Origin of the sequence: Microbulbifer agarilyticus (assembly GCF_001999945.1) — a bacterium.
GTDB classification, from domain to species: domain Bacteria; phylum Pseudomonadota; class Gammaproteobacteria; order Pseudomonadales; family Cellvibrionaceae; genus Microbulbifer; species Microbulbifer agarilyticus_A.
In genome coordinates this window covers 3,944,725-3,967,909 of sequence record NZ_CP019650.1, presented here as the reverse complement: position 1 = coordinate 3,967,909, position 23,185 = coordinate 3,944,725, and the positions used below count along the sequence as shown (strand labels likewise).

The window sequence follows — 23,185 nt, the reverse complement described above, 5'->3', positions numbered from 1 at the left end:
GTTTACCGTCTACTTGGTATTTTAGTCGCCGCGATTAAACAGACCCTTGAAGCGGTCTTTCAGTTTGTCGCGCAGCTTTTCGGATTTCTCCTCCAGCTGGTCGCCGTACTTCTTCTGCGCCTTGTATTTCAATTCTTCACGAATCAGGTCATCCAGACGGCGACTGTCCGGTTTACAGGTGGTGGCGCCAGCCTCGGAAAACTTCGCCTTGCAGCGCAGCGGCAGTGGGCGGTTGCGCCAGCGGGAGTTCTGCACGGAGCAGCCATTGCCGGAAGTTCTCTCGCCGACCAGTGCCAGGCCTAGGGCAAAATCAAAATCCTGCTGTTCCAGGTTGATGGTGCCATCACCGCTGAGCGCGATGTTCTCAATGCCCGCATTGATCCCATCTACCTTGGCTACATCACCATTTAAATTCACACTGGCGCGCAGGTCCTGCATACGGGTTTGTGCGGGCCATTCGCGCTCCGGCATCGGCGTTTTCTCCGCATAGCTCACCAGCTGACACATGCCCTTCTCTAGATTGAACGGGGCCAGTGCCAGTTCCTGTGAGTTGAGCTGTACCGCAGCGCGCAGGTTCTTTTGCAGGGCCTGGGTGTCTGCGCCGGAAGTCTGGCCTACCCAGGTGAGGTCGGTCTTGCCGGACAGGGTGACTTTGTTCTGGTCGGCTGTCTGGGGCTCGTCGCTGGCGAATAGCGCTTCCCGCACCTTGGAAATCTCCACCCCACTCAGGCCGCCACTCAGTTCGCCGCGCGCAGAATTGCCGCGGGCATTGAATACCCCGGTGCTGTTCAGGGTGCCGCCGTATACACCGGCCGCCAGTTTGTTCAGCTGGTAGAGGCCATTTTGCACGTTGATGGCGAGCTCGGGTTTGTCGATATCGAAATCCAGCGCGTGCAATTTGTTGAGTGTCAGATCCAGCTTGGCATTGAAGCCGCGCATGGCCTCCAGTGGCAGTGGTACCGGCTTGGCTGCGGCAATATCCGCACTGAGCTCATCCTGTTCTGGCGTGGCCACAGGCGGTGGCAGGTAGTCATCCACATTCAGCTCGCCGCCTTTGAGGCTCAGTGAGACAGTGGGCACGCCCTTGGCTCCGTTTGCCCCTTTGCTGTTATCAAGAGCGGCCTGATAGCTGGCGCTGCCGGTAAAGGTATGCTCGTCGAGCACCAGTTCCAGCGGTTGCATATTCATCTGGTGGTCGCTACCGGTGACGTCGGTGTCGATCTTCAGTTTCTGCAGCGCGCTGGTGCTTTGTGGCTTGTAGCTGCTGCCCACGGCAGCCAGCCAGCCGGAAATAGGAGCTACATCTACCTTCAGGTTCAACTGGATCTGCCAGGGTGCGTCGGCCTTGGCTCTGCGTACGTTACCGCGCAGGTACACTTCCGCACTGGCATCGTCGCCGCTGGTGAGCTTGATAGTGGCAGGCTGCAGGCGCAGGCCATTAAGCCCCTCGTCAATCGCGAGGCTGCTGTGAATATTTAGCTCCACCGGCTGTGGTAAGTCGCTGCCGGCAAGTTTCGCGCTCAGCTGCACATCGCCGGGCTTGCCGCCGGGTATCAGATTGTCAGCACTAATATCCAATTCGCTGATCGAGTATTCGCTGCCATTCTGTTTATCCGTATAGCGCAGTACCCCATCTTCCAAGCGCAACTCTTGCAGTGCCAGCTCTAGTCCGGCGCTGGGTGCGGCTTCCTGCTGGGGGATATCCAGGGTGGGCGGGGTTTCGCGCTGCTGCTTGGCATCCTGCTGCGCTTTCGCCTCCATGGCCTCGGTAATCAGTTCCCAGTTGCCCTTACCGTTCTGGTCCACGGTGAGGGCGACCTGTGGAGCCAGCAATACGACTTCCTGGGCTTCTATACGCTTGTTGAGCAGTGGCATCAGTCCCACGCCAACGGCGACCTTGTCCGCCTGCAGCAGGGATTCACTGGGCAGGGCCAGTGGCGCGACTTTCACTCCTTCCAGCTTGAGTGCAATATTCGGCCACAACTGCCAGCCGATATCGCCATCCAGCGTCAGGGAAACGCCCTGATCGGCAGCCAGCTGCACAATCTTGGGTTTGTACTGATTGGCATCGAGACCGGAGAGGAACCAGGCGACAGTACCGGCAAACAGTGCAAAGAGAACAACGAGGGTGATAAGTCCGCGTTTGATCCAGGCCATACAGAGCGCATCCTTAAAGCAAAAATAGGCAGGGGAAGCGGCGCCAGACAAACGTGATTTTGCCGGCGCCGTGGATGCGACTATTGAAGCAGTTGCTGGTTAGAAATGAAACCAGCAGCTACAAATTGCGATGATGGCGTGCCTAATGTTTCACGTTCCGCCCGGCACGCAACACCAGCTCGGAAACGGCGTTGTGCATACGAATGAAGATGCCGCGAATCAGTGCTGCAGTGATGTTAACGGTTTTACTTACGGTGATCCCGATCAGCTTGCCAAGGCGCACCAGCAGGCGAGTGACCCAGTAAGAGACTTTTTTGCCAAAGTCGTAGGCCTTTTTCAGGAAAATTGCCATCTGGTCGAGCAGGGTAAAGGTGGTGCCGCCGCCGACCACGAGCGCAATTCCGGTAAGCTCCACCACCTTCTTCAACACCCACATAACCGCTTCCGCCGCAACCCAGGCGGTATTCAGGGTGAGCGACAGTGGGCCGTCGGACTTCAACCAGCTCTCGATGCTGCGGGTGATGGGGGCAGGCGGGCGCTTCTTGCGCACCAGTTCCCAGTTGTGTTTTACCTCGGAGCCCGACAGGGAGCCGATGTAGTTTTCCATTTTGTGATATTCGATCGGATTGAGTGCCACGCTCGAATTCAAAAGCAAGTCACCAAGACCGCCGTTGGGTACGTGAATAAATGGCCAAGTGGGTACCATCGGCACCGGATCGGTGCGGTGGTATACACGGAAAATATTTTTCTCTCCGAGGCGACGCAGGGCGCTCTCGGAAAATAGGCTCAGCCCAACGCGCGGACTGCCGAAAGTATACAGATTTACCGCACAGCCGCTTTTGGCTTTCAGGTAGTCGGCTGCCAGGGTGGCGAGTGCACCGCCCAGGCTGTGGCCTACGCAGTGGATGGTGTGGATATTTGGGGGCAGGTTCGCAAGAAACTGATCGAGCTCCGGTAAAAACGATTGAAAGGCGTAATAGAAACCTTGGTGGACGAAGCCACCAGTATTAAATTGCTTCAGGCCCGCATTCAGGTCGGTAAGCCCGTCGTAGCCGTTGGAAGTTCCCTTCAATGCAATCAGCGCTTCACCCTTGCGCTGCTTGATTCCAGTCGCCGCCAGACCCAGTGATTGTTCTTTTTTGAGAAGGATGAATGCGCCGGTCTTGCCCTGTAGGTTGGCGTCTTCTTTGAATGTGAACTGATCTGAATACAGGTCGAAAAATAATTTTCGAGTATTCTGGTTTGTAATCAGATAGATGTCATTCGCAATGTTTGCACTGAGTTCCGGGGTAAGCTGAGCCATGTGAAATCCTTTTCGACATAAATTATTAGCTTTCTTGTGGCAATGTGCAGCGGGTGCCAAGAATGGACCCGAAGGCTCTCGTTGTTATGGATTCACTAGTGAGTTCGCAGGATAGTTTTAGCGGCTCACCATCCATCTCGCTATTCAGTTCGGTGTTGCGCTTGGCGTAGTTCCAGATTTCGTATTCCTTCCCTTCATATTGAACGGTCAGAAACTGTGCCGAAACAAATTCCATCGGGAAAAATTTCAGGTAGTAATTTTCAAACTCTGCAGGAAGTGTGACCTGTCCATTTCCATCGGCGGTAAATTCATCAATGTGCTCTTTGCGCCATTCAATCGTGCGGGTGATTTTCGCGCCGGTTGCCGGCTTACCATCGAAGAACAGCGAGATTTGCATTTCGGAGAAGGTGCACGCTTTAAGTGGGTTCAGGTTCGACATGGCAGCTCCGGGCCAGGGTAAGGCAAGAATGATCAGCGCCATTGTTAAAATGATAATAATTTTTTGCACTGATTGTTCGTCCGTGATTTTTTGTTTGAGCGGACAATTTAAAGCGGAAAAATGGGCTTGTCGAGAGTGGTGTTGAAAAGGAATTTAACTGGTACTTACGTGCTGCAAAAAACCAATTATTCGCACTGCATTGAGCGTTTTGGGTGTTGTAAAGCGAGTGGGTTTGGTATTTGAGTTGCCGTAAAATAAAAATGCCCAGCAGGTTTCCCTGCTGGGCATTTTTCATGGTGCTTCGGTTGCGGCGTATGCCGCAGTCCTGAGCTGAGAACTTACAGCTTAGAACTGGAAGCGTACGCCCGCTTCAACACTGCGTCCGGCTTCTGGGGCAAAGTCGCGCAGCAGAGAAGTGGACTGACGAATCTCTTCGTCCAGCAGGTTGCGCGCGCTGGCGAACAGAACGGCATCGTTGCCGCCGATGTTCAGGTTGTAACGCGCGGTCAGGTCCATGCGAGTGTAGCCCTCGGTTCCCTCTTCAAAGGCACCGGCACGTTCCTGTGCAGACGCTTTGGTGGTGCGCAGCTGCCAGTTCCACTGGTCGTAGTTGCCACCGAAGGCCAGGCCAACACGCAGCGGCGGCATACGTGGAACCGCACGGCTGTTGTCGACGATCTCTTCGTGCTCGTGGCCTTCTTCTTCCTCTTCCTCGTGGTGCAGTTCGAGGTCGCTGGTGAAGCTGGCGCGCACGCTGTCACCGAACAGCTCTACGTAGTGGCCGCCGGCGAACGGGTAGCGCACGGAAGCTTCCGCACCGTAGAAGACCGCATCGCGGTTGGTGTAGCCGTAAATCGCCAGACCTTCTTCTTCGTGCTCCTCTTCGAGGTGTACTTCGCCCTCTTCGTGACCTTCTTCGAAGAACTCACCGGTATTGGCGGCGTAGATGTAATCGCTCACACGGTTGTAGAACAGGTTGGCTTCCACCTGCAGCGCGTGCCAGCCGGAGGCGCCTTCGTTGTGGTGGTGGTAACCCAGCTCCAGGTTGAAGGAGTTCTCTTTATCGAGGTCTTCTTCGCCTTCGAGGAAACGTGCTTCCGCAAGGTGCTCACCATCGGCGAACAGCTCTTCGGCCACCGGTGCGCGCTCGGCATGGGTCAGGCCAAAGCTCAGGTGCTGGTGCTCGGCCAGGAAGTACTGGATCGTGCCGCTGAGGCCCAACAGGTTGAAGTCCTGGGATGCACCTTCCTGCGGGTCCATGGTGACCTGTTCTAGACGGCCGCCCAGATCCAGGTGCCAGTCGCCCCAGGTGCGTTCTTTCATAGTGAACACGCCGATGCTCTGAGTTTTGCTCGGCTGAACAAACGCTTCTTCGCCTACCGCGGCAAAGTCTTTGTCGCTCAGTTGTAGACCGTAAGCACCGCGCCACAGGCCACCGTTGTCGTGGGTCACTTCTACGCGGGTTTCCCAGGCCTTATTGGTGAAACGGGTGCCTTCGACGCCTTCTTCCAGCTCAACGTGCTCGTAGTCGTTGTAGCCCAGACGCACACTGAGCTTTTCCCAGTATTCGCTGTTGAAGCGATGCTCACCCTTCAGGTCGTAGCGGGTTTGCTGCAGGGCGATGCGTACGGCTTCTGCGCCCTCTTCGTGTTCTTCATGCTCTTCGGCGAGCTCTTCACCTTCATGCTCTTCTTCGTGGTGGTGGTGTTCATGTGCGCCCAGCGGGATACCGTAGTTGTTGTCCAGCTGGTTTACGGAGAAGCCCACAAAACCGGTGTCGGTGATCCAGGACAGGCCGCCGCTGTAGCTGCTGGCGCGTGCATTGGTGTTACCCACGAAACCGTCGGTGTTGAATTCTTCCTCGTGCTCTTCATGGGCTTCGCCGGCCATTTCGTCGGCGTGCTCTTCATGTTCTTCGTGATGCACGATGGCTTCGCCCGGGATCTGGGTGTTGCCGTTCTCGCGATACACGCCGTCCAGGTACCAGGCCAGCTGGCCCGCGCCACCGTTCAGGCGCTCGGTCCCACCGCTTAGGCGAAAAACACCGGCATCCTGGCTGTTGCCGCTGTCGTGACGCAGCTCAAAAGCACCTTCTACTTCTTCCGGTACTTCGCTGGGGATACGGCCGTCGAGCACGTTCACCACCCCGCCGATGGCGCCGCTGCCGTAACGCAGGGCAGCCGGGCCGCGCAGGATTTCAATGCGTTGGGCCAGCAGGGGTTCGATACTGGCGGCGTGGTCAGATGAGGTGTTGGAGGTGTCGGATACGTCCAGGTTGTCGCTCAGTACGCGTACGCGGTTGGCGCTCTGGCCGCGGATTACCGGTAGGCCAACGCCACTACCAAAGGAGGCGTTGGCGACGCCCAGCTGGTTGGCCAGAGTCTGGCCCAGGGTGCCGGCGGCCTGCTGGCGCAGTTCTTCACCAGTGAGGATAGAAACCGGGGCGGCGACCACATCGGCAGGCTTGGCCAGTGGGGAAACGGTGACATTCACCAGTTCCAGGTTTTCGTTGTTGTCAGTGTCGTTTTGAGCGTAGGCAGCAGAAGACAGCGCGCAGGCAACGGCCAGCGCCAGAGTGTTTACTCGGTACATTGTTTTTTATCCTGTCGAACACAGGCAGCGGCCACCCAAGAGGCCGGCACCCGAAAAATAAGCGTTATTAGGTCGCCCGGCGGCCAGGTAACGGCGGCTTGGCAACAGAGAGATCAGCTAAGAGACAGGATTGCGGGCGGCCCGCGGGCGGACTGACGTTCCGGTTGGCAGTCGAGTGCTGCTGGGGCCTGCTGCTCAATATAAAGCGGTGCGAGGTCGTCAGAAACAAAAGTGAAATCACTACCGCCGAGGGCGGGGGCGTGATTGTTAGACAGGTCGCACAGCTGGTGCGCGCGATCTTCGATGTGAATATGCTCCGCCGCTACCGGTTGCGCGAGTATCAGCGCAAACAGCAGGCATAGGCTGACCCAGACGGGGGTCTTGTGGCGGGGACATAGGTTCATGCCGCGTATGATATTTGATCTTTGGGGTGAATCAAGTTACATCTGAGACTATCCCCCAAATTTCGCCTCATTTGGGCGTATAATCCGCGCCATCTATCCTCTGGGGCCGGCCGAGCGGGTCATCCCCACCTCGCAATAAAGGATGTAGTCCCTATGCGCACCGCCAGCGTCAACCGTGACACTCTGGAAACCAAGATCCAGGTCAGCCTCAACCTCGACGGCAAAGGTACCGGCAAATTCAACACCGGCGTTCCATTCCTCGAGCACATGATGGACCAGATTGCCCGCCACGGCATGATCGACCTGGACATCACCTGTGACGGCGACGTGCACATCGACGACCACCACACCGTGGAAGATATCGGCATCACCATCGGCAAGGCCATCAACCAGGCCATCGGCGACAAGAAAGGCATGACCCGCTACGGCCACGCTTACGTCCCGCTGGACGAAGCTCTGAGCCGCGTGGTCATCGACTTCTCCGGCCGCCCGGGTCTCACCATGAACGTGCCCTTCACCCAGAAGCGCATCGGCAACTTCGATACCGAGCTGTTCTACGAATTCTTCCAGGGCTTCGTAAACCACGCGCTGGTGACCCTGCACATCGACTGCATCCGCGGCTTCAATGCCCACCACCAGATCGAGACCGTATTCAAGGCCTTCGGCCGCGCCCTGCGTATGGCCCTGACCCCGGACCCGCGCATGGAAGGCGCCATGCCCTCCACCAAGGGCGTGCTGTAAGCCAGGAGACTGCTCAAGATGCAAAAGATCGTCGTCCTTGACTACGGCATGGGCAACCTCCACTCCGTGGCCAGTGCACTGCAAAAGGTCGCACCCGATGACCAGGTCGTCCTCGCCACTACACCGGAAAAAGCCGAAGGCGCTGACCGTCTGATCGTTCCCGGCGTAGGCGCCATCCGCGATTGTATGGAAGGCTTCATCCGCCCGGGCTTCGTGCCGCTGCTGAACCAGAGCATCGAATCTGGCATGCCCATTCTGGGTATCTGCGTGGGCATGCAGATCATGATGTCGCAGAGCGAAGAGAACGGCGGCGTCGACTGCCTGAGTATCTTCCCGCAACCGGTGAAATTCTTCGGCACGGACCTGCACGAAAACGGCGAACGTTTGAAAGTCCCACACATGGGCTGGAACCGCGTAAAGCCGACCATCGACCACCCCATGTGGAATGGTATTGAAAGCGGTAGCCGCTTCTACTTTGTGCACAGCTACTATGTGCCCGCCGAAAACAACGATGCCGTTGCCGGCCAGACCGATTACGGTGTGCCCTTTGCGGCTGCGGTTACCAAGAACAATATTTTCGCTACCCAGTTCCACCCTGAAAAAAGTGCGGATGCGGGTATGCAGTTGCTGAAAAATTTTGTTGGCTGGAACGGTGTTGCTTAATAGCCCGCGGTAATTGCTAACGAAGTACATAACTAGATGCGAAGGCGGAGCATCTGGTGCAGGATTTCAAAAGCGTCGGCAACAGGGATGTTGCCGACGCAGCTTACAGGGATGTATTCACAGCGGTTTTGAAATCCTGCACCAGGTGATCCGCCGCCACCGGGCCAATTCAGAACGAGGCGGGCCCGGGTCAATCAACAGGAAGTGAATTCAATGATCGTAATCCCAGCCATTGATCTGAAAGACGGCCAGTGCGTGCGCCTGCGCCAAGGTGAAATGGAAGACGCTACCGTTTTCTCCGACGACCCGGTTGCCACCGCCGAACACTGGCTCGGCCAAGGTGCCAAACGCCTGCATATCGTCGACCTCAATGGCGCCTTTGCCGGCAACCCCGTTAACGGCGACGCCGTCAACGCCATCGCCCGCCAGTTCCCGCAATTCCCCATCCAGATCGGTGGCGGCATCCGCGACCTCAAAACCATTGAATGGTATCTGGAAGCGGGCGTCAGCTGGACCATCATTGGCACCGCCGCCGTAAAGAACCCCAAGCTGGTAAAAGAAGCCTGCCGCGAATTTGAAGGCCACATCATCGTCGGCCTCGACGCCAAAGATGGCCTCGTTGCCACCGAAGGTTGGGCCGAAGTCTCCGACGTGCAGGCCACCGAACTGGCCAAGCAGTTCCAGGACTGTGGCGTGAGCGCCATCGTCTACACCGACATCGCCCGCGACGGCATGATGCAGGGCGTGAACCTCGAATCCACCATGGATCTCGCCCGCGCCGTGCAGATTCCCATCATCGCCTCCGGCGGTGTCAGCTGCATCGAAGATATCGAACAACTGCTGAAAGCCGGCGACGACAAAACCGAAATCTTCGGTGCCATTACTGGCCGAGCCATCTACGAAGACAAGCTCGACCTGCGCAAAGCACAGGAACTGTGCGACAACTGGACCAAATAACTTATCGGGAACCGACCATGGGCCTCGCCAAACGCATTATCCCCTGTCTCGACGTCGACGCCGGTCGCGTCGTCAAAGGCGTTAACTTTGTCGACATCCGCGATGCCGGTGACCCGGTAGAAGTCGCCCGTCGCTACAACGAAGCCGGTGCCGACGAAGTCACCTTCCTCGATATTACCGCCACCCATGAAGGGCGCGATACCACCCTGCACACCGTGGAGAAAATGGCTACGGAAGTGTTTATCCCGCTGACCGTTGGCGGTGGCGTGCGCGAGCTGCAGGACATCCGCAACCTGCTGAACGCCGGAGCGGATAAAACCGCGATCAATTCCGCCGCGGTATTCAATCCGGACTTCGTGCGTGAAGCCGCCGACCGCTTCGGCAGCCAGTGCATCGTCGTCGCGATTGATGCCAAGCAGGTGGGTAATGACAAGGAGCCTAAATGGGAAATCTTTACCCATGGCGGACGCAAGCCCACCGGTATCGACGCGGTGGAGTGGGCGAAGAAAATGGACAGCTACGGCGCCGGCGAAATCCTGCTGACCAGCATGGACAGAGACGGCACTAAAAACGGCTTTGACCTGGCGCTGACCCGCGCAATTTCCGATGCCGTGTCAGTACCGGTGATTGCCTCCGGTGGTGTGGGTAATCTGCAGCACCTGGCAGACGGCGTGTTGCAGGGTGGCGCTGATGCGGTACTCGCAGCGAGCATCTTCCACTTCGGTGAATATACCGTGGGCGAAGCCAAAGCCTTTATGCAGGACGCGGGAATCGAAATGCGACTGTAGTTCGCCGCCGTCGAATAAAAAAGGGTCGCACCCGCAGGGGTGCGACCCTTTTTTTATTTGGCCATGGTGTTGCGCAAAGCTCGTGCTCAGAGCTTGTGGTTGCGACGCCAGCGCCGCGCGCGCAGGCTGCCGAATGGGCGGACGTTGCCCGTGTAGTCCTGCGCCGGGTTCAGAAATTCATCCAGCGCTTTTTCCGCTTCCTCTTTACAGCGGAAGGGTCCAAATGCCTTGCCGCCACGCACATTGAAATACCAATCGTCACCGAGCTTGTAAAAACGGTCTGAGCGTACGGGTATAGGGGTGTCCTGCTCGCCACTACGATACTGCATAACTACCTCGTTACTACTTTGCGGCCTGGAAGGCGCAGGTTCAGCACAAGTCCGCAACGGACGTCCACTGACAGAGCCATCCAAAATAGAAAACCGGCGTTCCTGAAATAAGTTTAGCTACTGGGTAGCCGCATCAAATCGCAGGGGCGCCGGTTTAATTTTCAGAACCGTTGTTTGGCAGAACTTTTCAGGTATATACAGTTCTCTTGAGTTTTTCTTCTGAGTCTTTCTCTTGAGTCTTTCTCCCAAGACCCTTATGGAAAATCGCTCTACAGATCTTCCGGATTAACCTGAGCAACCTTGTCCTTGGGCTCCGCCTCGGCGGTGGCCTGGTCCGCATCGCGGTCGACTGGTGTGCGGCGCACATACAGGTTCAGGCCCTTCAGCACATTTAGTGCCTCGAATACCTGATTGTCGCGACTGTACCAGTCTTCTTTTTCAGCCTTGGCCCGTTTGCGATCCTGGGAACCGCTTTCCTTACCGCCGTTGCCATTGTCCAGGTGGCCCGCCAGATCCGCTTCGGTCGAGCGTGAGCGCCCTTCCATGCGAGTGATCTGTACCCGTTCCACGGTAATGTCCGGCTTGATGCCCTGGGCCTGAATAGAACGGCCTTTGGGGGTGAAGTAGAGCGCGGTGGTGAGTTTGATGGCACGGTCATCGTTGATCGGAATAACCGTCTGTACCGAGCCTTTGCCAAAGCTGTCGGTACCCATCACTACCGCGCGGCGGTGGTCCTGCAGTGCGCCGGCCACAATTTCCGCGGCGGAGGCGGAGCCGTCGTTGATCAGGACTACTAACGGTGCGCCCTTGGTCACATCGCCCGGGCTTGCGGAGTAACGCAGATTGGACGCGTCATTGCGGCCTTCGGTATAGACCACCAGTCCCTCTTCCAGAAACGCATCCACCACCTCGACGGAAGACTGCAACACGCCGCCGGGGTTATTGCGCAGGTCGAGTATCAGGCCTTTCAGTTCGCCCTTTTTGTCGAGTTTTTTCATCGCGCGCATCAGGTCGCCGCCGGTGTCCAGCTGGAACTGACTGATGCGGAGATAACCGTAGCCGTCTTCCAGCATCTCGCCGCGCACACTGTACACGCGTACCTTGTCGCGCTTCAGTGTCACGTCGAATGGCTGCTTGTGTCCCTTGCGGCCGATGGTCAGGGTTACGGAAGAGCCCACCGGGCCACGCATCTGTTCCACTGCATCGTCCAGGCTTACGCCGCGCATGGATTTGCCCGCGAGGCGCAGGATCACATCCCCGGCGCGCAATCCGGCGCGTTCCGCAGGGGTGTCGTCCATAGGGGTAATGATGGTGATGTAGTCATCCTCGACCCCTACCTCGATACCAAGGCCGGCGAATTCGCCGGTGGTGTTAGCCTGCAAGTCGGTAAACGAACGGCTGTCGAGATAGGAGGAGTGTGGGTCCAGCCCCTGCAGCATGCCCTTGATGGCAAACTCCAGCAGAGTGCTGTCATCGACTTCTTTCACATAACCGCGGCGAATCTGCTCGAACACCTTGGCAAAGCTGCGCAGGTCTTCCAGCGGCAGGCGGGATTCTGCCTCCAGCGATACGCGTTCTTCGGAGTCGCCCTGGCTGAGTCCCATCAGCGGCAGTGCGGTGAGTGCTGCCACGCCGAGAAGGCTGGTCAGCATTTTGGGGGTGAACATAATCTGCACGTCCTTGGCATTTATCGTTACTGTCTAAATCGCGGCTACTACTCGTGATGTTCCATGTGAAATTGTAGACCCGGGGCCAACCCGGGGTTTTCAACTTGGCGGCGATTCGAACTGGGGTGCGTGCGGCGGGATAAAAATGCAGAGGAAAATATGCTAGAGGAAGTGGCGGTGGGCGGCGTCGTAAAAGGGGTGTCGGAAGTTATCCCCGACACCACGCGGTAGGGTCCTGGGGTTTGCCGTTGCGGCGAATTTCGAAGTACAGGCCCGACTGACTGGCGCCACCAGTATTGCCCACCTTGGCAATGGTGTCACCGCGCTCTACCCACTCGCCCACCGCATGGGTCAGTGACTGGTTCTGGCCGTAGAGGCTCATATAGCCGTCACCGTGATCGAGGATAATCAGCATGCCCTGGCCGCGCAGGTAATCGGAAAATACCACGCGCCCGCGGTGAATAGCGCGCACCGGGTTGCCCTCATTGGCGCGCAGGGTGACACCGGTCCAGGTGATGCCATTGGCGCGGCGCTGGCCGAAGGCGTTGGCGCGACGGCCTTTCGTCGGCCACTGCATACGCCCGCGCTGCTTGGCGAAGGGGGTCTGGTCGCTCGGGTTGATCAGGGTGGCAATGGCGCGGCCCACTTCGTCCACCAGGCGCTGCAGGCGGCTGCGGTCGCTATGCAGCTGGTCGAGTTCGCCGCCCTTGCTGGCCAGTTGCTTGGCGAGTTTATCCAGGGTGCGCTGGCGCTTGTTTTGCGCGCTCACCAACGCACGGCGTTTGTCTTCCAGCTGGTCGCGTTCACGGGCGAGGGTATTGCGTTCCCGTTCGATGCCGGTACTGACGGTAGAGAGTTGGTCGAGGGTGCTGACGTAGTCGTCGATCACGCGGCTGCGTTGCTGGAGGAAGTAGTCGTAGTAGCGGAGTTGGCGGGCGATGTGCTGGGGATCTTGCTGGTTGAGGAGCAGTTTGACCTGCTCCTGGCGACCGAGTCGGTAAGCGGCGGCGACTTCCTGCTCGACCCGCCGCTGCATACTTCGGCGGGATTCCTCGAGCTGTTTTTCTTCCTGCTTTAGCTCCTGCAGTTTTTCACCGCGGCTCTGCATGTCTGACTTGATCTTGTCGATGCGCTGCAGCAGTTCCGAGATGTCTTTCTCATTGGTTTCCAGGTCCCTGAGTAGCTGGTCGCGATCGCTCTTAACCTGATTGAGTTCCTGTTGCAGGGTTTCGATACGCTGCTTGATTTCCGCCAGCCGCGCCTGCTGTTCTTCGTCGGTGGCTTGCGCAAAGCAGGTTGGCACCAGGGCGAACGACAACAGTGCGGCGAAGATAAACCGGGGAAATTTCATCGTCTCTGCTTTTCTCGCATTTGGGATTGCCCGCGTCGCGGGCATCCTCGATTAGTTTACTTTGACCAGCGGCTCGCCGTTCATTTCTACCGGCTGCGACAGGCCCATCAGCGCCAGCATGGTCGGCGCCACATCGGCCAGGCTGCCACCGTCGCGCATGGTCACGTCGCGTTCGCCCACGTATACAAACGGTACCGGCAGGGTGGAGTGCTGAGTGCTGACCTGGCCGGAGCCCGCGTCAAACATCTCTTCCACATTGCCGTGGTCGGCGGTAATCAGTACTTCGCCACCGGCTGCCAGTGCCGCTTTGATTACGCGGTCCACGCAACCGTCCAGCGCTTCCACCGCCTGTACCGCAGCGTCGAATACACCGGTGTGGCCCACCATGTCGCCATTGGCGTAGTTACATACGATGGCGTCGAACTTGCCACTTTCAATCGCGGACACCAGATTGTCGGTGACTTCCGGCGCGCTCATTTCCGGCTGCAGGTCGTAGGTGGCGACATCCGGGGATTTAATCAGGATACGCTCTTCGCCATTGTAGGGCTCTTCGCGGCCGCCGCTAAAGAAGAAGGTCACATGTGCGTACTTTTCTGTCTCGGCGATGCGTAACTGGGTCTTGTTCTGGCTCTGCAGGTACTCACCGAGGGTGTTGACCAGGTTTTCCGGCGGGAAGGCACAGGCGGCGTCAATGGAGCTGGCGTATTCGGTGGTCATCACGAGGTCTGCCAGCTTTGGTGTGGCGGCGCGCTCGAAGCCATTAAAGTCCGTTTCAGTAAAGGCGCGTGTCAGCTGGCGCGCGCGGTCCGGGCGGAAGTTCATAAAGATCAGGGCGTCGCCGTCATTCAGCGGCGCGGGCTCGCCGATCAAGGTCGGCGCCACAAACTCGTCGTTTTCATCGCGCGCGTACGCGGCTTCCAAACCGGCCAGCGCAGATTCCGCCTGGTATTCCGCCTTGCCCTGGGTGATCAGGTCGTATACCGGCTGCACGCGCTCCCAGCGGTTGTCGCGGTCCATGGCGAAGTAGCGCCCGGCGATACTGGCGATGCGCGCGGTGCCCAGTGCGTCGCACACCTGGGTCAGGCGAGCCAGCGGGGTTTCGGCGCTGCGCGGCGGGGTGTCGCGGCCATCGGTAAATGCGTGGATATACACCGCCTTGGCGCCGCGCTGGGCGGCCAGGGTGGCCATGGCAACAATGTGGTCGTCGTGGCTGTGCACACCGCCTTCGGAGGCCAGCCCCATAATGTGGACCGCGCCTTTGCTGGCGATGGCCTTGTCTACCGCGGCGGTGTAGGCCGGGTTCTTGAAGAAGTCGCCGTCCTGGATGGCCTTATTGATACGGGTGAAGTTCTGATACACCACGCGGCCGGCGCCGAGGGTCATGTGGCCCACTTCCGAGTTGCCCATCTGTCCTTCCGGCAGGCCCACTGCCATGCCCGAGGTGTGGATCAGGGTCTTGGGGCGGCTCGCCCAGATGTCGTCCCATACCGGACTTTTGGCCGCGGCAATGGCGTTGTGTTCGCTGTGCTCGCTGTGGCCGAAACCGTCCAGAATCAGCAGTACCAGGGGACGTTTGGGCGAAGTCTCGGAGGCCATGGGTTCGGAATTCCTGTATTGGGTTGTCTGTGGGTCAAACGAAGGTTTTGACTGGGAGATCGTACGGCGTCATTGCCGGAAACCGGTCGCTAAGCGGATGCACGGTCCGGACCAGGCCGGGAGGTGCATGACAGCAGGTGGCGGATTTTACCCTGTTGTGCGGCTCAGGTCAGTAATTGCTCAGTACTAGTTGGTCATTTCCATTTGTGCGCCGGGGCAGCAGGTCCCAATTGGCTGAATAAGAAATGGCCGTCATCGTGTATACTGCGCCACCTCTCGATTGAGTGTCTGAGAGTGTCGCGAAGTGATGACTGCCCAGCAGTTTTATCCTCGGCGACGCTAAACTGGTGGACTGCCTAGTCTGTGGTACTACCGCATCAAAACAACGAATTGTGAATATTTGGGGGCGAAGTGGACTTTTTCGTCTTTATCAGCGAGCAATGGCTGCTGGTGAGTCTGTTGGTGGCGCTGATCTATGCGCTGGCCATCACCGAACGTATCAAGGCGGGCAAGCCCGCGTCGGCCCACGAGGCCACCCAGCTGATCAACAGTGATGGGGCCAGGGTGATCGACCTGCGCGACCGCTCCGACTTCTCTGCCGGGCACATTGTGGATGCCATCCACATTCCCCACGGCGAGATCGAGCAGCGCATCGGCGAGCTGGCACCTTATAAAGAGAAGACCCTGATTCTGGCGGATAAGATCGGCCAGCACGCAGGCCCGGTTGGCCGTCAGTTGAAAAAGGCTGGCTACACCGTGCGCCGCCTGGAAGGCGGTATGTCCGAGTGGACAAACCAAAAGCTGCCGCTGGTGAAAGGCTGAGCCGGCAGTTATTGGATTTAGTAACGCAAAGAGGTTTTTCGGTCGTGAAAAACGTTGTTATCTACACCACCCGTTACTGCCCTTTCTGCATCCGCGCCAAGTACCTCCTGGACAACAAGAATGTTCCTTATAAGGAGATCTCCGTGGATGGCGACCGCGCAGCGCGCGCGGAGATGACAGCCAAGGCGGGGCGCCACACGGTGCCGCAGATCTGGATCGGTGATCATCATGTGGGCGGTTGCGATGAGCTGATGGCCATCGAGCGCAGCGGTCAGCTGGATGCCCTGCTGAGCTAAGGCGCGCCGCAAGGCAAAGAAATTTGAAAAAGTGCCTTGAAAGGGGTTTTCGAGGCCCCCATAAGTAAGACTCATACAGGGAGTCTTCTTTCAGGGAAGGCATTTAACCAACATTATTGAGTGAACAGGCTACTAACATGGCTGAAGAACAAAACGGCGCTGCGGTAAACGGCGAAGAACAACAACAAGTACAATTCGCGATGCAGCGCATCTACCTGAAAGACCTGTCCTTCGAAACCCCGATGGGTGCAGAGATTTTCAAGAAGCAGTGGCAGCCTCAGGTGAACCAGGAGCTGAACACTAAAACTGCGAAGATCGACGAAGATCTGTATGAAGTGGCGCTGACCCTGACCATTACCGTCAAGGTTGAAGACGAAACCGCTTTCCTGGTGGAAGTACAGCAGGCCGGTCTGTTCGGCATCAAAGGTCTGGAAGGTCAGCAGCTGGCTCAGGCGCTGAACACTGCCTGCCCGAACATCCTGTTCCCATACGCACGTGAAGTGATCGACAACGTAGTAACCAAGGGCTCCTTCCCTGCCCTGATGCTGCCGCCGATCAACTTCGACGCGCTGTTCGCGGCTGCTCTGCAGCAGGCACAACAGCAAGCTGCCGAACAAGGTGGTGAGAAAGCCGACGCTTAAGCGACGGCCGCTCAGAGAAAGGCTCCTTCGGGAGCCTTTTTTGTCTCTGCAAGGAAGTCATGTCTATGCAGTGGGACTACCCCAACCCCTATATCCACCGCGTGCAGGTAGCACCGGAGCACGTGGATGGCCTGCACCACGCCAACAACGCCGAGTATCTGCGCTGGTGTGAACAGGCCGGCTGGTCGCACAGTGTCGAACTGGGACTGGATGTCACAAATTACCAATCCCTCGACCGGGGAATGGCCATTCGCCATGCGGAGTACGACTATATACTGGCGTCGAGAGAAGGCGATGAGCTGCTGATCGGTACCTGGCTGACCAAGGTCGATGGCCGCCTGAACATGACGCGCAAGTTTCAGATTTACCGCGCCAATGACCAGGCGCTGATTCTGCGTGGCGTCTGGCAGCTGGTGTGTATCGAGCTCTCCAGCGGCAAGCCCAAGCGTATGCCGCAGACCTTCAAGGACATCTATTGTCCGGCCGTGGTGGCGGAGGCCCCACAGGACTAGGGTGATAGCCGTAAGACGAAAATACCAGAAGCCACTCAGGGAGCGCCTGTATGAGCGAAGACATCACTCTCACCGAGAACACGGGCGCCCTGCAGGGCAAAACGATCTTTATTACCGGTGCCAGCCGCGGCATCGGCCGCGCCATTGCGCTGAAGTGTGCCGCTGATGGCGCCAATATTGCGATTGCCGCCAAGTCCGCAGAACCCCACCCAAAACTCCCTGGCACCATATTCTCGGTCGCCGAGGAAGTGGAGGCCGCCGGCGGCAAGGCCCTGCCGATGCAGGTGGATGTGCGGGAAGAGGACCAGGTGGCTGGAGCCCTGAAGAAGACCGCAGACACCTTTGGCGGCATCGATGGGGTGATTAACAACGCTGGTGCCATCAACCTCACCAGTGTCGAGGCGACCTCGCCCAAGCGCTATGACCTGATGATGGATATCAATGCCCGCGGTGTATACCTGACTGCGCACCTGGCCATGCCCTACCTGAAACAGTCTGCCAGTGGCCATATCCTCAGCCTTTCTCCGCCCATCAATCTTGAACCCCGCTGGCTCGGCCCCTTTGCGCCTTACGCCCTGTCCAAATACGGCATGACCATCCTCAGCATGGGTTTGGCGGAAGAGCTGCGCGAATCCAATATCAGCGTCGCCACCCTGTGGCCGCAGACCATTGTGGCCACCGCCGCGATCGAGTTTGCCGTGGGCAGTCGCGAGATGTTCGACCAGAGCCGCAAGCCCGGAGTAATGGCGGATGCGGCCTACGAGATATTGAGCACCAGCGACAAGTCCCTGAGCGGCGTCCAGTTGATCGACGAGACCCTGCTGCGCGCACGGGGGGTAGACGATTTCAGCCAGTATGCGCACAATCCCGCCAAGGCCGGCGAGTTGATGGTGGATCTGTTCCTCGATCCCTGATAGCTGCGGGCCACGGCAGTCGTTATTTGGGGGTAGTTGTGGATAAGAGTGACCAGGACAATTTTCGCGGCGCGATGGGTGCGCTCGGTGACGTAAAACCGCTGTCCCCCAAGCAGCGCCAAAGCGCATTGAAGAAAGACACCAAGGACCCGCTTAACCTGCGCGCGCGCCGCGAGGCGGCGACCGCACAAACCTATCAAGAGTTGAATCCGCTGGGTGGTGAGTTCGTGGAGCCGGTGGAGCCGTTCGATCCCATCGAATTCAAGCGCGACGGTGTGCAGAACGGGGTTTATCGCAACCTGCGCCTGGGCAAATACACCGTGGATGCGCGTCTTGATCTGCACAACCACTCCGTGGAAATGGCGCGCAGTGCGCTATATCAGTTTGTGAAGGATTGCCTGGAAGCGGATGTGCGCTGCGCGTTGGTTACCCATGGCAAGGGCGAGGGACGTAAAACCCAGGCGGTGCTCAAGAGCTGCGTAAATGCCTGGCTGCCCCAGTTACCGGAAGTGCTGGCATTCCACAGTGCGCAGAAACAGCACGGCGGCCTCGGCGCTACCTATATTTTGCTGCGCAAGAGCGAGCGCAAGCGCCAGCAAAACCTCGAGCAACACCAGCGGCGGTCAAAGCCGTAATCTGTTTGTCACGTCCAGCGGTTACATTAGCCCCACAACGAAACATTTTGTGCAATCTTTTGCTCAATGGCTTGTCCAGTTGTTTCATCGCTCAACTGACGTGTTTTCGTTGTTCTTCTCTCTTTGCATCGTACCAATCGTTTGATTGGTTCTTTTTGCTTCCGAGTTTGGAAGTACCTCCAATTGGAGGGCAGGGACTGGACGCGGTATTTGCGCGTTTATCCCCTTCTTGAATGGTACTAGGCGGCCCCAGTGGCCGCCTTTTTTATTGGGCAGGGGTGGGGAGTTCGCCGGTCTGTTTGAACTCGATGCGGGTGCCGTCGTCGCCGCGTAAGGTCAGCATATCGCCATCGACACTGGCGCGGTTGATACGCGGTAGCGCTTTCAGAAAATCTTTTTCCAGATCGCTGCTGTCGCGCCGGCCAACCATACGCGAAATTTTTGGTGGCTTGCGCCATTCGATACGGCCGTCGTCGTCGAGGGAAAACTTGCCCAGGTAGGGATTGGAGCCGGCACTGCCGCGCACAAAGCCGAGTTTGTCGCAGGTCAGGTACGGGCGATCGCGGACCATTTTTTGCCAGAACAAGCGAGACTTCTGTTCTTCACCATCTACGCGGATGCCGTGCAGTATCCACTGGTAATCACAGATTTCACCGGGGTGACTAGGGAGGCTGACCAGGGAGTTGGGGGGGGTGGATGTGCAACCGCTGGCGAGTGCGGCAATCAGGCATAGCGTGCTGGAGGCGCCGAGTGTACGGGCACCAATACTGGCCAGAGCAACGCGATAGCGCGTGAACTGCCTGGAAAGTACGCCTGAGTGCGAGCGGTGCAAGAGGTCCATCAAGTCTGTCCTGTAGCCGTTTGCACCATTTAAACGTAAACCCGCAGAGCCTTCTGTGACCCAAGCGAGTTTCTGTGGCTTGCGCGCTGGTGTTAGTAGTTGGCTTTGACGTATTCGATATACACGTCGCCGGAAGCATCCCGCAGGATCAGGCGACCACCGCCGCTTTTCACAAAGGCCTGACGGGTGCGCGCCAGCGCACTGAGATACTGGGCTTCCTGGTCCATCAGCTGTGGTGGGCCGGCCATTTTAGTGGAAGCAAAGCTACCGGTATCCCACAAGATCTGGCCGTTGTCGGTCACGTGCATGGAGCCGCGATAGGTATTGATACCACTCTTGCCCATGGCTTCGCCGCCGCTGTTGCACAGGAAAGTGAATTCAGACGACTCGTCGATGGGAATGGCCTGGCCGTTGATGCGCAACAGGCTCATTTGCCATTTGCCGCCACACACATCACCCACAGTGCCTGGCTTCTGGGTGGGCCCAGAGCTGCTTTCGCTCATGCTCATACAACCGGCAATGGTGACGGCGACGCCCAACAGCCACACTGGCAGCAATTTGTTCATTTTCTGGGTTCCTTTCTTTAGTCACAGGCCGGATTGCGGCCGCGCTGCGTCCCTGCAGATAGTTCAAGCTTAGTCAGGCCACCGCACCAGCGAGTGGAATGACGCGACAGCTTGTGGCGGAGAGGTTCACAAAAGCCTGCTGCATCGGGCGACAGCAGGCGCGCGGTGACCGAGCGCTAGGACTGCCGTACGCAGCGCACAACGACTTTCGAATCCAGTTCCTGTTCGAAACAGCGGAAGCGGGTGCCGTTGACGTTGAGTGAGCGCGGGGCTTCGCGAACGCTGCGACGGGGGCGTCGCTCGGAGGAGCGCAGGGTGAAGTGCGAGGACTCCAAATGTGGGGGCACGGCGCTACTGAAAGCGCGGTTGGCTTGACTATCCCTGGGCTCGGTCGTGGTACAACCGGCAACAACTCCTGTCGCAATGGCCACCGTCAGCAGAATACTTCTGAATTTCTGCACGCGGATACCTCAATGGCTTGATTCGGGCAGCGGCCTCACTGCCACCACCTTTCTTCAGATTAGAAGAGCTTTCCGCCAAAGTGTGAATTTGTGCGCCAAATTAATTATTTGTACGCCGGTGCCGCCGGGTCGCTTACGGGAGAGCAAAGAAAAAAACGGAGGAAGGAAAACAAAAAAGGGGCCCAGTGGGCCCCAAGGGAAAGTGCAATGAAGACGCACAAAACGTGCTTTGCAAATTCGCGATGATGTCAGAGACAAACTTAGAAGTTGTAGTTACCTGTGAGGGCGATAGTGCGGGGCGCGCCGTAGAAGCCAGTCTGGAATACCGGCCCGAAGTCGTAGCCCGCGATACGGTACTCGGTATCGGTCAGGTTTTTACCCCGCAGGCCCAGGTTCCAGTTGCCATCGGCGCTGTAATAAGTCGCGGTCAGGTCAACCAGGGTGTAGCCCTTCTGGTCGAGGATGCTTGGCGTTTCAAAGATCTGGGTGTCAGAGCGATAAGACGCCGAAGGCACAACAACCATTTCGCCGCCGGCAACCGGCAGAGACCAGTTCAGCTGAACCATCGCCGTGGTGTCGGGAGTGTTCTGCATATCGCGGGTATCGGAGATATCCATGCCGCCAGAAATGAACTCGATGAACTCTGCATCGACCCAGCCCAGGTTGGCGTTTGCGCTCAGGTTGTCGGTAAGCGCAAGAGAGGCTTCCAATTCAATACCTTGAATACGGGACTTACCAGCGTTCAGAACGTCGCCTGCAGTGGTGCCGTCATCCAGCAGACGCTGGGTGGTCAGCTGCATGTCGGTGTAGTCCGCGCGGAACAGGGCGCCGTTGAGTCGCATGCGGTTGTCGAGGAGATCAAGCTTCCAGCCAAACTCTACGGTATCCACAGTCTCCGGAGCGTAACCTTCAGTGGTCTGCGGGTTGGCTGTTGCCACACCGCGCATATCGAAGCCGCCGGACTTGAAGCCGCTACTGTAGCTGGCGTAAACCATCGCATCGTCGCTAACTTGGTAGTCGAGGCCAACGCGTGGGGTGAACTCGCCCCAGGAGTCGTCGTTGGTGTAATCGGTGCGCACAGCCAAAACGACGGGGTCGGCTGAATCGGCGTAGTACTTGTCGTGGGACAGGTCGCTGCCCAGGCCGGCTACCACTGCGTTGTACACGTCAGCTTCTTTTTCGTCACGGGTATAGCGGCCGCCCAGGTTCAGGTTCCACTGGTCGGCGAACTGCCAGTTGTAGTGCGCATACGCAGACAGGCTCTTGGTGTCCACTTCGCCGTTTACTGCTACGGTGATCGGATCCAGTACCGCGTCATAACCGCCCGCTGCGGTGCCGTCGTAGTAGTAGATGCCGCTCACTAGGTCAGCGCTGTCGCCCTGCCAGATCAGCTGGAATTCCTGAGAGAACTGCTCGTCATCGTAAACCGCCGGAACGTCAAAGCTCGCGCTGTTCACACTGTCGAAATCGATAACGGTTTCGGTCTCGCCCTTGCGGTTGGCAGTCACGGACTTGATGGTGATGCTGTCGCTTGCCTGCCATTCTGCGGTCAGGGACATGCCACTGGTTTCTACGCGGTTGTCGGACGGCAGGTTGGATTCGGTATCGTAAATGCTACCCAGTACGGCTTCGCCGTTAATGCCGGGATTGAAACGATGTCCGTGCTTGGACGCCGACTTGTCGATGGTCTTGTCCGCCGCGAAGCGGAAGAAGAGGTCATCGGTCGCTGAGTATTCGAGGCTGAGACGGCCTGCGAGAATATCTTTGTTGTACTGGTCTGCGCCGGTGCGGACGTTCTCACCGAAACCGTCGCGGTTGAAGCTGGCCACGGCAGCACCGATGTTCAGCTTGTCGGTCATCGCGGTGGATGCTTTGAACTTCAGGTCGCGCTGGTTGTAGCTGCCCAGAGAGGAGCCAATAGATACTTCGGTGTCGCCGGTCATTTTCTTGGTGACATATTTAACTGCGCCACCAATGGTGTTCTTACCGTACAGGGTGCCCTGCGGGCCGCGCAGAACTTCGATGCGCTCAACGTCGAATACATCCATTACCGCACCCTGTGGACGAGCAATGTAAACGTCGTCGATATAGATACCAACGCCCGGCTCATAGCCCCACAGTGGATCCTGCTGGCCAATACCGCGAATAAAGGCGGTCAGGGTGGAGTTGGTACCGCGGCTCACCTGCAGAGTGGTGTTAGGGGACATTTTCTGGATTTCGGTCATATCGGTAATGCCGTTATCCATCAGCTGAGCTTCGCTGATCGCCGAAACCGCAACCGGTACTTCCTGCAGTGACTGCTCGCGCTTCTGCGCAGTCACGGTTACTTCTTCCAGCTGGGGTTCCGCGTATGCGAAGGATGCACCACAGGCAAGCATGACGCCCGCGGCAAGAGGATTGAATTTACTTGGATTGCGCATGGCTCTCTCCGATCACCGGTTTATGGTTTTTATCTAAGTTACGGAACTGCACTGTATCGGCTGATGGGGTTCCTGCCTGCTAGACCAAGG

Annotated in this window: 23 protein-coding genes; 10 read left to right on the top strand and 13 right to left on the bottom strand. The window is 57.9% G+C overall.

The features are described from left to right. Nucleotides 1-21: 21 nt before the first annotated feature. The 5 genes from Mag101_RS16420 to Mag101_RS16400 all read right to left on the bottom strand — a co-directional run bounded on the left by Mag101_RS16420 (nucleotide 22) and on the right by Mag101_RS16400 (nucleotide 6,895). Nucleotides 22-2,157, bottom strand: coding sequence for an AsmA family protein (locus Mag101_RS16420; RefSeq protein ID WP_077407496.1), 2,136 nt, complete (start codon nucleotides 2,155-2,157; stop codon nucleotides 22-24). A 142-nt stretch (nucleotides 2,158-2,299) separates the two neighbouring features. Beyond that, nucleotides 2,300-3,460, bottom strand: a complete 1,161-nt coding sequence (locus Mag101_RS16415) for a lipase family protein (RefSeq protein ID WP_077407494.1) — start codon at nucleotides 3,458-3,460, stop codon at nucleotides 2,300-2,302. Between the two features lie 25 nt (nucleotides 3,461-3,485). Beyond that, on the bottom strand, nucleotides 3,486-3,968 hold the full coding sequence (locus Mag101_RS16410; protein ID WP_157520462.1) for a DUF6795 domain-containing protein: 483 nt from the start codon (nucleotides 3,966-3,968) through the stop codon (nucleotides 3,486-3,488). A gap of 276 nt (nucleotides 3,969-4,244) precedes the next feature. Further along, nucleotides 4,245-6,491, bottom strand: coding sequence for a TonB-dependent receptor (locus Mag101_RS16405; protein ID WP_077407490.1), 2,247 nt, complete (start codon nucleotides 6,489-6,491; stop codon nucleotides 4,245-4,247). Between the two features lie 113 nt (nucleotides 6,492-6,604). Continuing rightward, nucleotides 6,605-6,895, bottom strand: a complete 291-nt coding sequence (locus tag Mag101_RS16400; RefSeq protein ID WP_077407488.1) for a hypothetical protein — start codon at nucleotides 6,893-6,895, stop codon at nucleotides 6,605-6,607. Between the two features lie 153 nt (nucleotides 6,896-7,048). Between Mag101_RS16400 and hisB the strand changes: the two genes are divergently transcribed. The 4 genes from hisB to hisF all read left to right on the top strand — a co-directional run bounded on the left by hisB (nucleotide 7,049) and on the right by hisF (nucleotide 10,044). Next, a complete protein-coding gene (hisB, locus tag Mag101_RS16395) occupies nucleotides 7,049-7,636 on the top strand; it encodes an imidazoleglycerol-phosphate dehydratase HisB (protein WP_077407486.1) in 588 nt (195 codons plus the stop codon). An 18-nt stretch (nucleotides 7,637-7,654) separates the two neighbouring features. Then, complete coding sequence (gene hisH, locus Mag101_RS16390; protein WP_077407484.1) at nucleotides 7,655-8,299, top strand: imidazole glycerol phosphate synthase subunit HisH; 645 nt, start codon at nucleotides 7,655-7,657, stop codon at nucleotides 8,297-8,299. 213 nt (nucleotides 8,300-8,512) lie between these two features. Continuing rightward, nucleotides 8,513-9,256: a 1-(5-phosphoribosyl)-5-[(5-phosphoribosylamino)methylideneamino]imidazole-4-carboxamide isomerase gene (gene hisA / locus Mag101_RS16385; RefSeq protein ID WP_077407482.1), complete on the top strand. Its 744-nt coding sequence runs from the start codon at nucleotides 8,513-8,515 to the stop codon at nucleotides 9,254-9,256. Between the two features lie 17 nt (nucleotides 9,257-9,273). Then, a complete protein-coding gene (hisF, locus tag Mag101_RS16380) occupies nucleotides 9,274-10,044 on the top strand; it encodes an imidazole glycerol phosphate synthase subunit HisF (protein ID WP_077407480.1) in 771 nt (256 codons plus the stop codon). An 86-nt stretch (nucleotides 10,045-10,130) separates the two neighbouring features. Here the strand turns inward: hisF and Mag101_RS16375 are convergent, their stop codons facing one another. From Mag101_RS16375 to gpmI, 4 genes are all read right to left on the bottom strand, one after another. Beyond that, complete coding sequence (locus tag Mag101_RS16375; RefSeq protein ID WP_077407478.1) at nucleotides 10,131-10,373, bottom strand: DUF6316 family protein; 243 nt, start codon at nucleotides 10,371-10,373, stop codon at nucleotides 10,131-10,133. Between the two features lie 269 nt (nucleotides 10,374-10,642). Further along, entirely contained in the window at nucleotides 10,643-12,040 is a 1,398-nt protein-coding gene (locus Mag101_RS16370; RefSeq protein WP_077408406.1) for a S41 family peptidase, read from the bottom strand. 208 nt (nucleotides 12,041-12,248) lie between these two features. Further along, nucleotides 12,249-13,391: a murein hydrolase activator EnvC family protein gene (locus tag Mag101_RS16365; RefSeq protein WP_077407476.1), complete on the bottom strand. Its 1,143-nt coding sequence runs from the start codon at nucleotides 13,389-13,391 to the stop codon at nucleotides 12,249-12,251. A 51-nt stretch (nucleotides 13,392-13,442) separates the two neighbouring features. Beyond that, complete coding sequence (gene gpmI / locus Mag101_RS16360; RefSeq protein ID WP_077407474.1) at nucleotides 13,443-14,987, bottom strand: 2,3-bisphosphoglycerate-independent phosphoglycerate mutase; 1,545 nt, start codon at nucleotides 14,985-14,987, stop codon at nucleotides 13,443-13,445. 411 nt (nucleotides 14,988-15,398) lie between these two features. On the opposite strand from gpmI, the gene Mag101_RS16355 reads away from it, so the two are divergent. The 6 genes from Mag101_RS16355 (at nucleotide 15,399) to smrA (ending at nucleotide 18,807) form a co-directional block, all read left to right on the top strand. Then, nucleotides 15,399-15,809: a rhodanese-like domain-containing protein gene (locus tag Mag101_RS16355; RefSeq protein WP_077407472.1), complete on the top strand. Its 411-nt coding sequence runs from the start codon at nucleotides 15,399-15,401 to the stop codon at nucleotides 15,807-15,809. Between the two features lie 44 nt (nucleotides 15,810-15,853). Beyond that, nucleotides 15,854-16,105 (top strand): glutaredoxin 3, encoded by a 252-nt coding sequence (gene grxC / locus Mag101_RS16350; protein ID WP_077407470.1) that lies wholly within the window; start codon nucleotides 15,854-15,856, stop codon nucleotides 16,103-16,105. A gap of 137 nt (nucleotides 16,106-16,242) precedes the next feature. Beyond that, nucleotides 16,243-16,746, top strand: a complete 504-nt coding sequence (secB, locus tag Mag101_RS16345; RefSeq protein WP_077407468.1) for a protein-export chaperone SecB — start codon at nucleotides 16,243-16,245, stop codon at nucleotides 16,744-16,746. Nucleotides 16,747-16,805: 59 nt separating this feature from the next. After that, the gene (locus Mag101_RS16340) at nucleotides 16,806-17,258 is read left to right on the top strand and encodes an acyl-CoA thioesterase (protein ID WP_077407466.1); all 453 of its coding nucleotides are present in this window, start codon (nucleotides 16,806-16,808) and stop codon (nucleotides 17,256-17,258) included. Between the two features lie 50 nt (nucleotides 17,259-17,308). After that, nucleotides 17,309-18,172 (top strand): SDR family oxidoreductase, encoded by an 864-nt coding sequence (locus tag Mag101_RS16335; RefSeq protein WP_077407464.1) that lies wholly within the window; start codon nucleotides 17,309-17,311, stop codon nucleotides 18,170-18,172. A gap of 74 nt (nucleotides 18,173-18,246) precedes the next feature. Next, nucleotides 18,247-18,807, top strand: a complete 561-nt coding sequence (smrA, locus tag Mag101_RS16330; RefSeq protein ID WP_232325224.1) for a DNA endonuclease SmrA — start codon at nucleotides 18,247-18,249, stop codon at nucleotides 18,805-18,807. Nucleotides 18,808-19,072: 265 nt separating this feature from the next. Here the strand turns inward: smrA and Mag101_RS16325 are convergent, their stop codons facing one another. From Mag101_RS16325 to Mag101_RS16315, 4 genes are all read right to left on the bottom strand, one after another. Beyond that, nucleotides 19,073-19,648 (bottom strand): META domain-containing protein, encoded by a 576-nt coding sequence (locus Mag101_RS16325; protein ID WP_077407460.1) that lies wholly within the window; start codon nucleotides 19,646-19,648, stop codon nucleotides 19,073-19,075. Nucleotides 19,649-19,740: 92 nt separating this feature from the next. After that, entirely contained in the window at nucleotides 19,741-20,214 is a 474-nt protein-coding gene (locus tag Mag101_RS16320; protein WP_077407458.1) for an META domain-containing protein, read from the bottom strand. 176 nt (nucleotides 20,215-20,390) lie between these two features. Beyond that, entirely contained in the window at nucleotides 20,391-20,675 is a 285-nt protein-coding gene (locus Mag101_RS17915; protein ID WP_157520459.1) for a hypothetical protein, read from the bottom strand. Between the two features lie 260 nt (nucleotides 20,676-20,935). Further along, on the bottom strand, nucleotides 20,936-23,095 hold the full coding sequence (locus tag Mag101_RS16315; RefSeq protein WP_077407456.1) for a TonB-dependent receptor: 2,160 nt from the start codon (nucleotides 23,093-23,095) through the stop codon (nucleotides 20,936-20,938). Between the last annotated feature and the right edge of the window lie 90 nt (nucleotides 23,096-23,185).

Coding starts and splice junctions, on each gene's coding strand:
- Mag101_RS16420 (WP_077407496.1), bottom strand. CDS start 2,157: ATGGCCTGGATCAAACGCGGACTTATCACCCTCGTTGTTCTCTTTGCA.
- Mag101_RS16325 (WP_077407460.1), bottom strand. CDS start 19,648: ATGGACCTCTTGCACCGCTCGCACTCAGGCGTACTTTCCAGGCAGTTC.
- hisF (WP_077407480.1), top strand. CDS start 9,274: ATGGGCCTCGCCAAACGCATTATCCCCTGTCTCGACGTCGACGCCGGT.
- Mag101_RS16340 (WP_077407466.1), top strand. CDS start 16,806: ATGTCTATGCAGTGGGACTACCCCAACCCCTATATCCACCGCGTGCAG.
- smrA (WP_232325224.1), top strand. CDS start 18,247: ATGGGTGCGCTCGGTGACGTAAAACCGCTGTCCCCCAAGCAGCGCCAA.
- gpmI (WP_077407474.1), bottom strand. CDS start 14,987: ATGGCCTCCGAGACTTCGCCCAAACGTCCCCTGGTACTGCTGATTCTG.
- secB (WP_077407468.1), top strand. CDS start 16,243: ATGGCTGAAGAACAAAACGGCGCTGCGGTAAACGGCGAAGAACAACAA.
- Mag101_RS16400 (WP_077407488.1), bottom strand. CDS start 6,895: ATGAACCTATGTCCCCGCCACAAGACCCCCGTCTGGGTCAGCCTATGC.
- Mag101_RS16320 (WP_077407458.1), bottom strand. CDS start 20,214: ATGAACAAATTGCTGCCAGTGTGGCTGTTGGGCGTCGCCGTCACCATT.
- hisA (WP_077407482.1), top strand. CDS start 8,513: ATGATCGTAATCCCAGCCATTGATCTGAAAGACGGCCAGTGCGTGCGC.
- Mag101_RS16405 (WP_077407490.1), bottom strand. CDS start 6,491: ATGTACCGAGTAAACACTCTGGCGCTGGCCGTTGCCTGCGCGCTGTCT.
- Mag101_RS16370 (WP_077408406.1), bottom strand. CDS start 12,040: ATGTTCACCCCCAAAATGCTGACCAGCCTTCTCGGCGTGGCAGCACTC.
- Mag101_RS16315 (WP_077407456.1), bottom strand. CDS start 23,095: ATGCGCAATCCAAGTAAATTCAATCCTCTTGCCGCGGGCGTCATGCTT.
- Mag101_RS16375 (WP_077407478.1), bottom strand. CDS start 10,373: ATGCAGTATCGTAGTGGCGAGCAGGACACCCCTATACCCGTACGCTCA.
- Mag101_RS16365 (WP_077407476.1), bottom strand. CDS start 13,391: ATGAAATTTCCCCGGTTTATCTTCGCCGCACTGTTGTCGTTCGCCCTG.
- hisB (WP_077407486.1), top strand. CDS start 7,049: ATGCGCACCGCCAGCGTCAACCGTGACACTCTGGAAACCAAGATCCAG.
- hisH (WP_077407484.1), top strand. CDS start 7,655: ATGCAAAAGATCGTCGTCCTTGACTACGGCATGGGCAACCTCCACTCC.
- Mag101_RS16415 (WP_077407494.1), bottom strand. CDS start 3,460: ATGGCTCAGCTTACCCCGGAACTCAGTGCAAACATTGCGAATGACATC.
- Mag101_RS16335 (WP_077407464.1), top strand. CDS start 17,309: ATGAGCGAAGACATCACTCTCACCGAGAACACGGGCGCCCTGCAGGGC.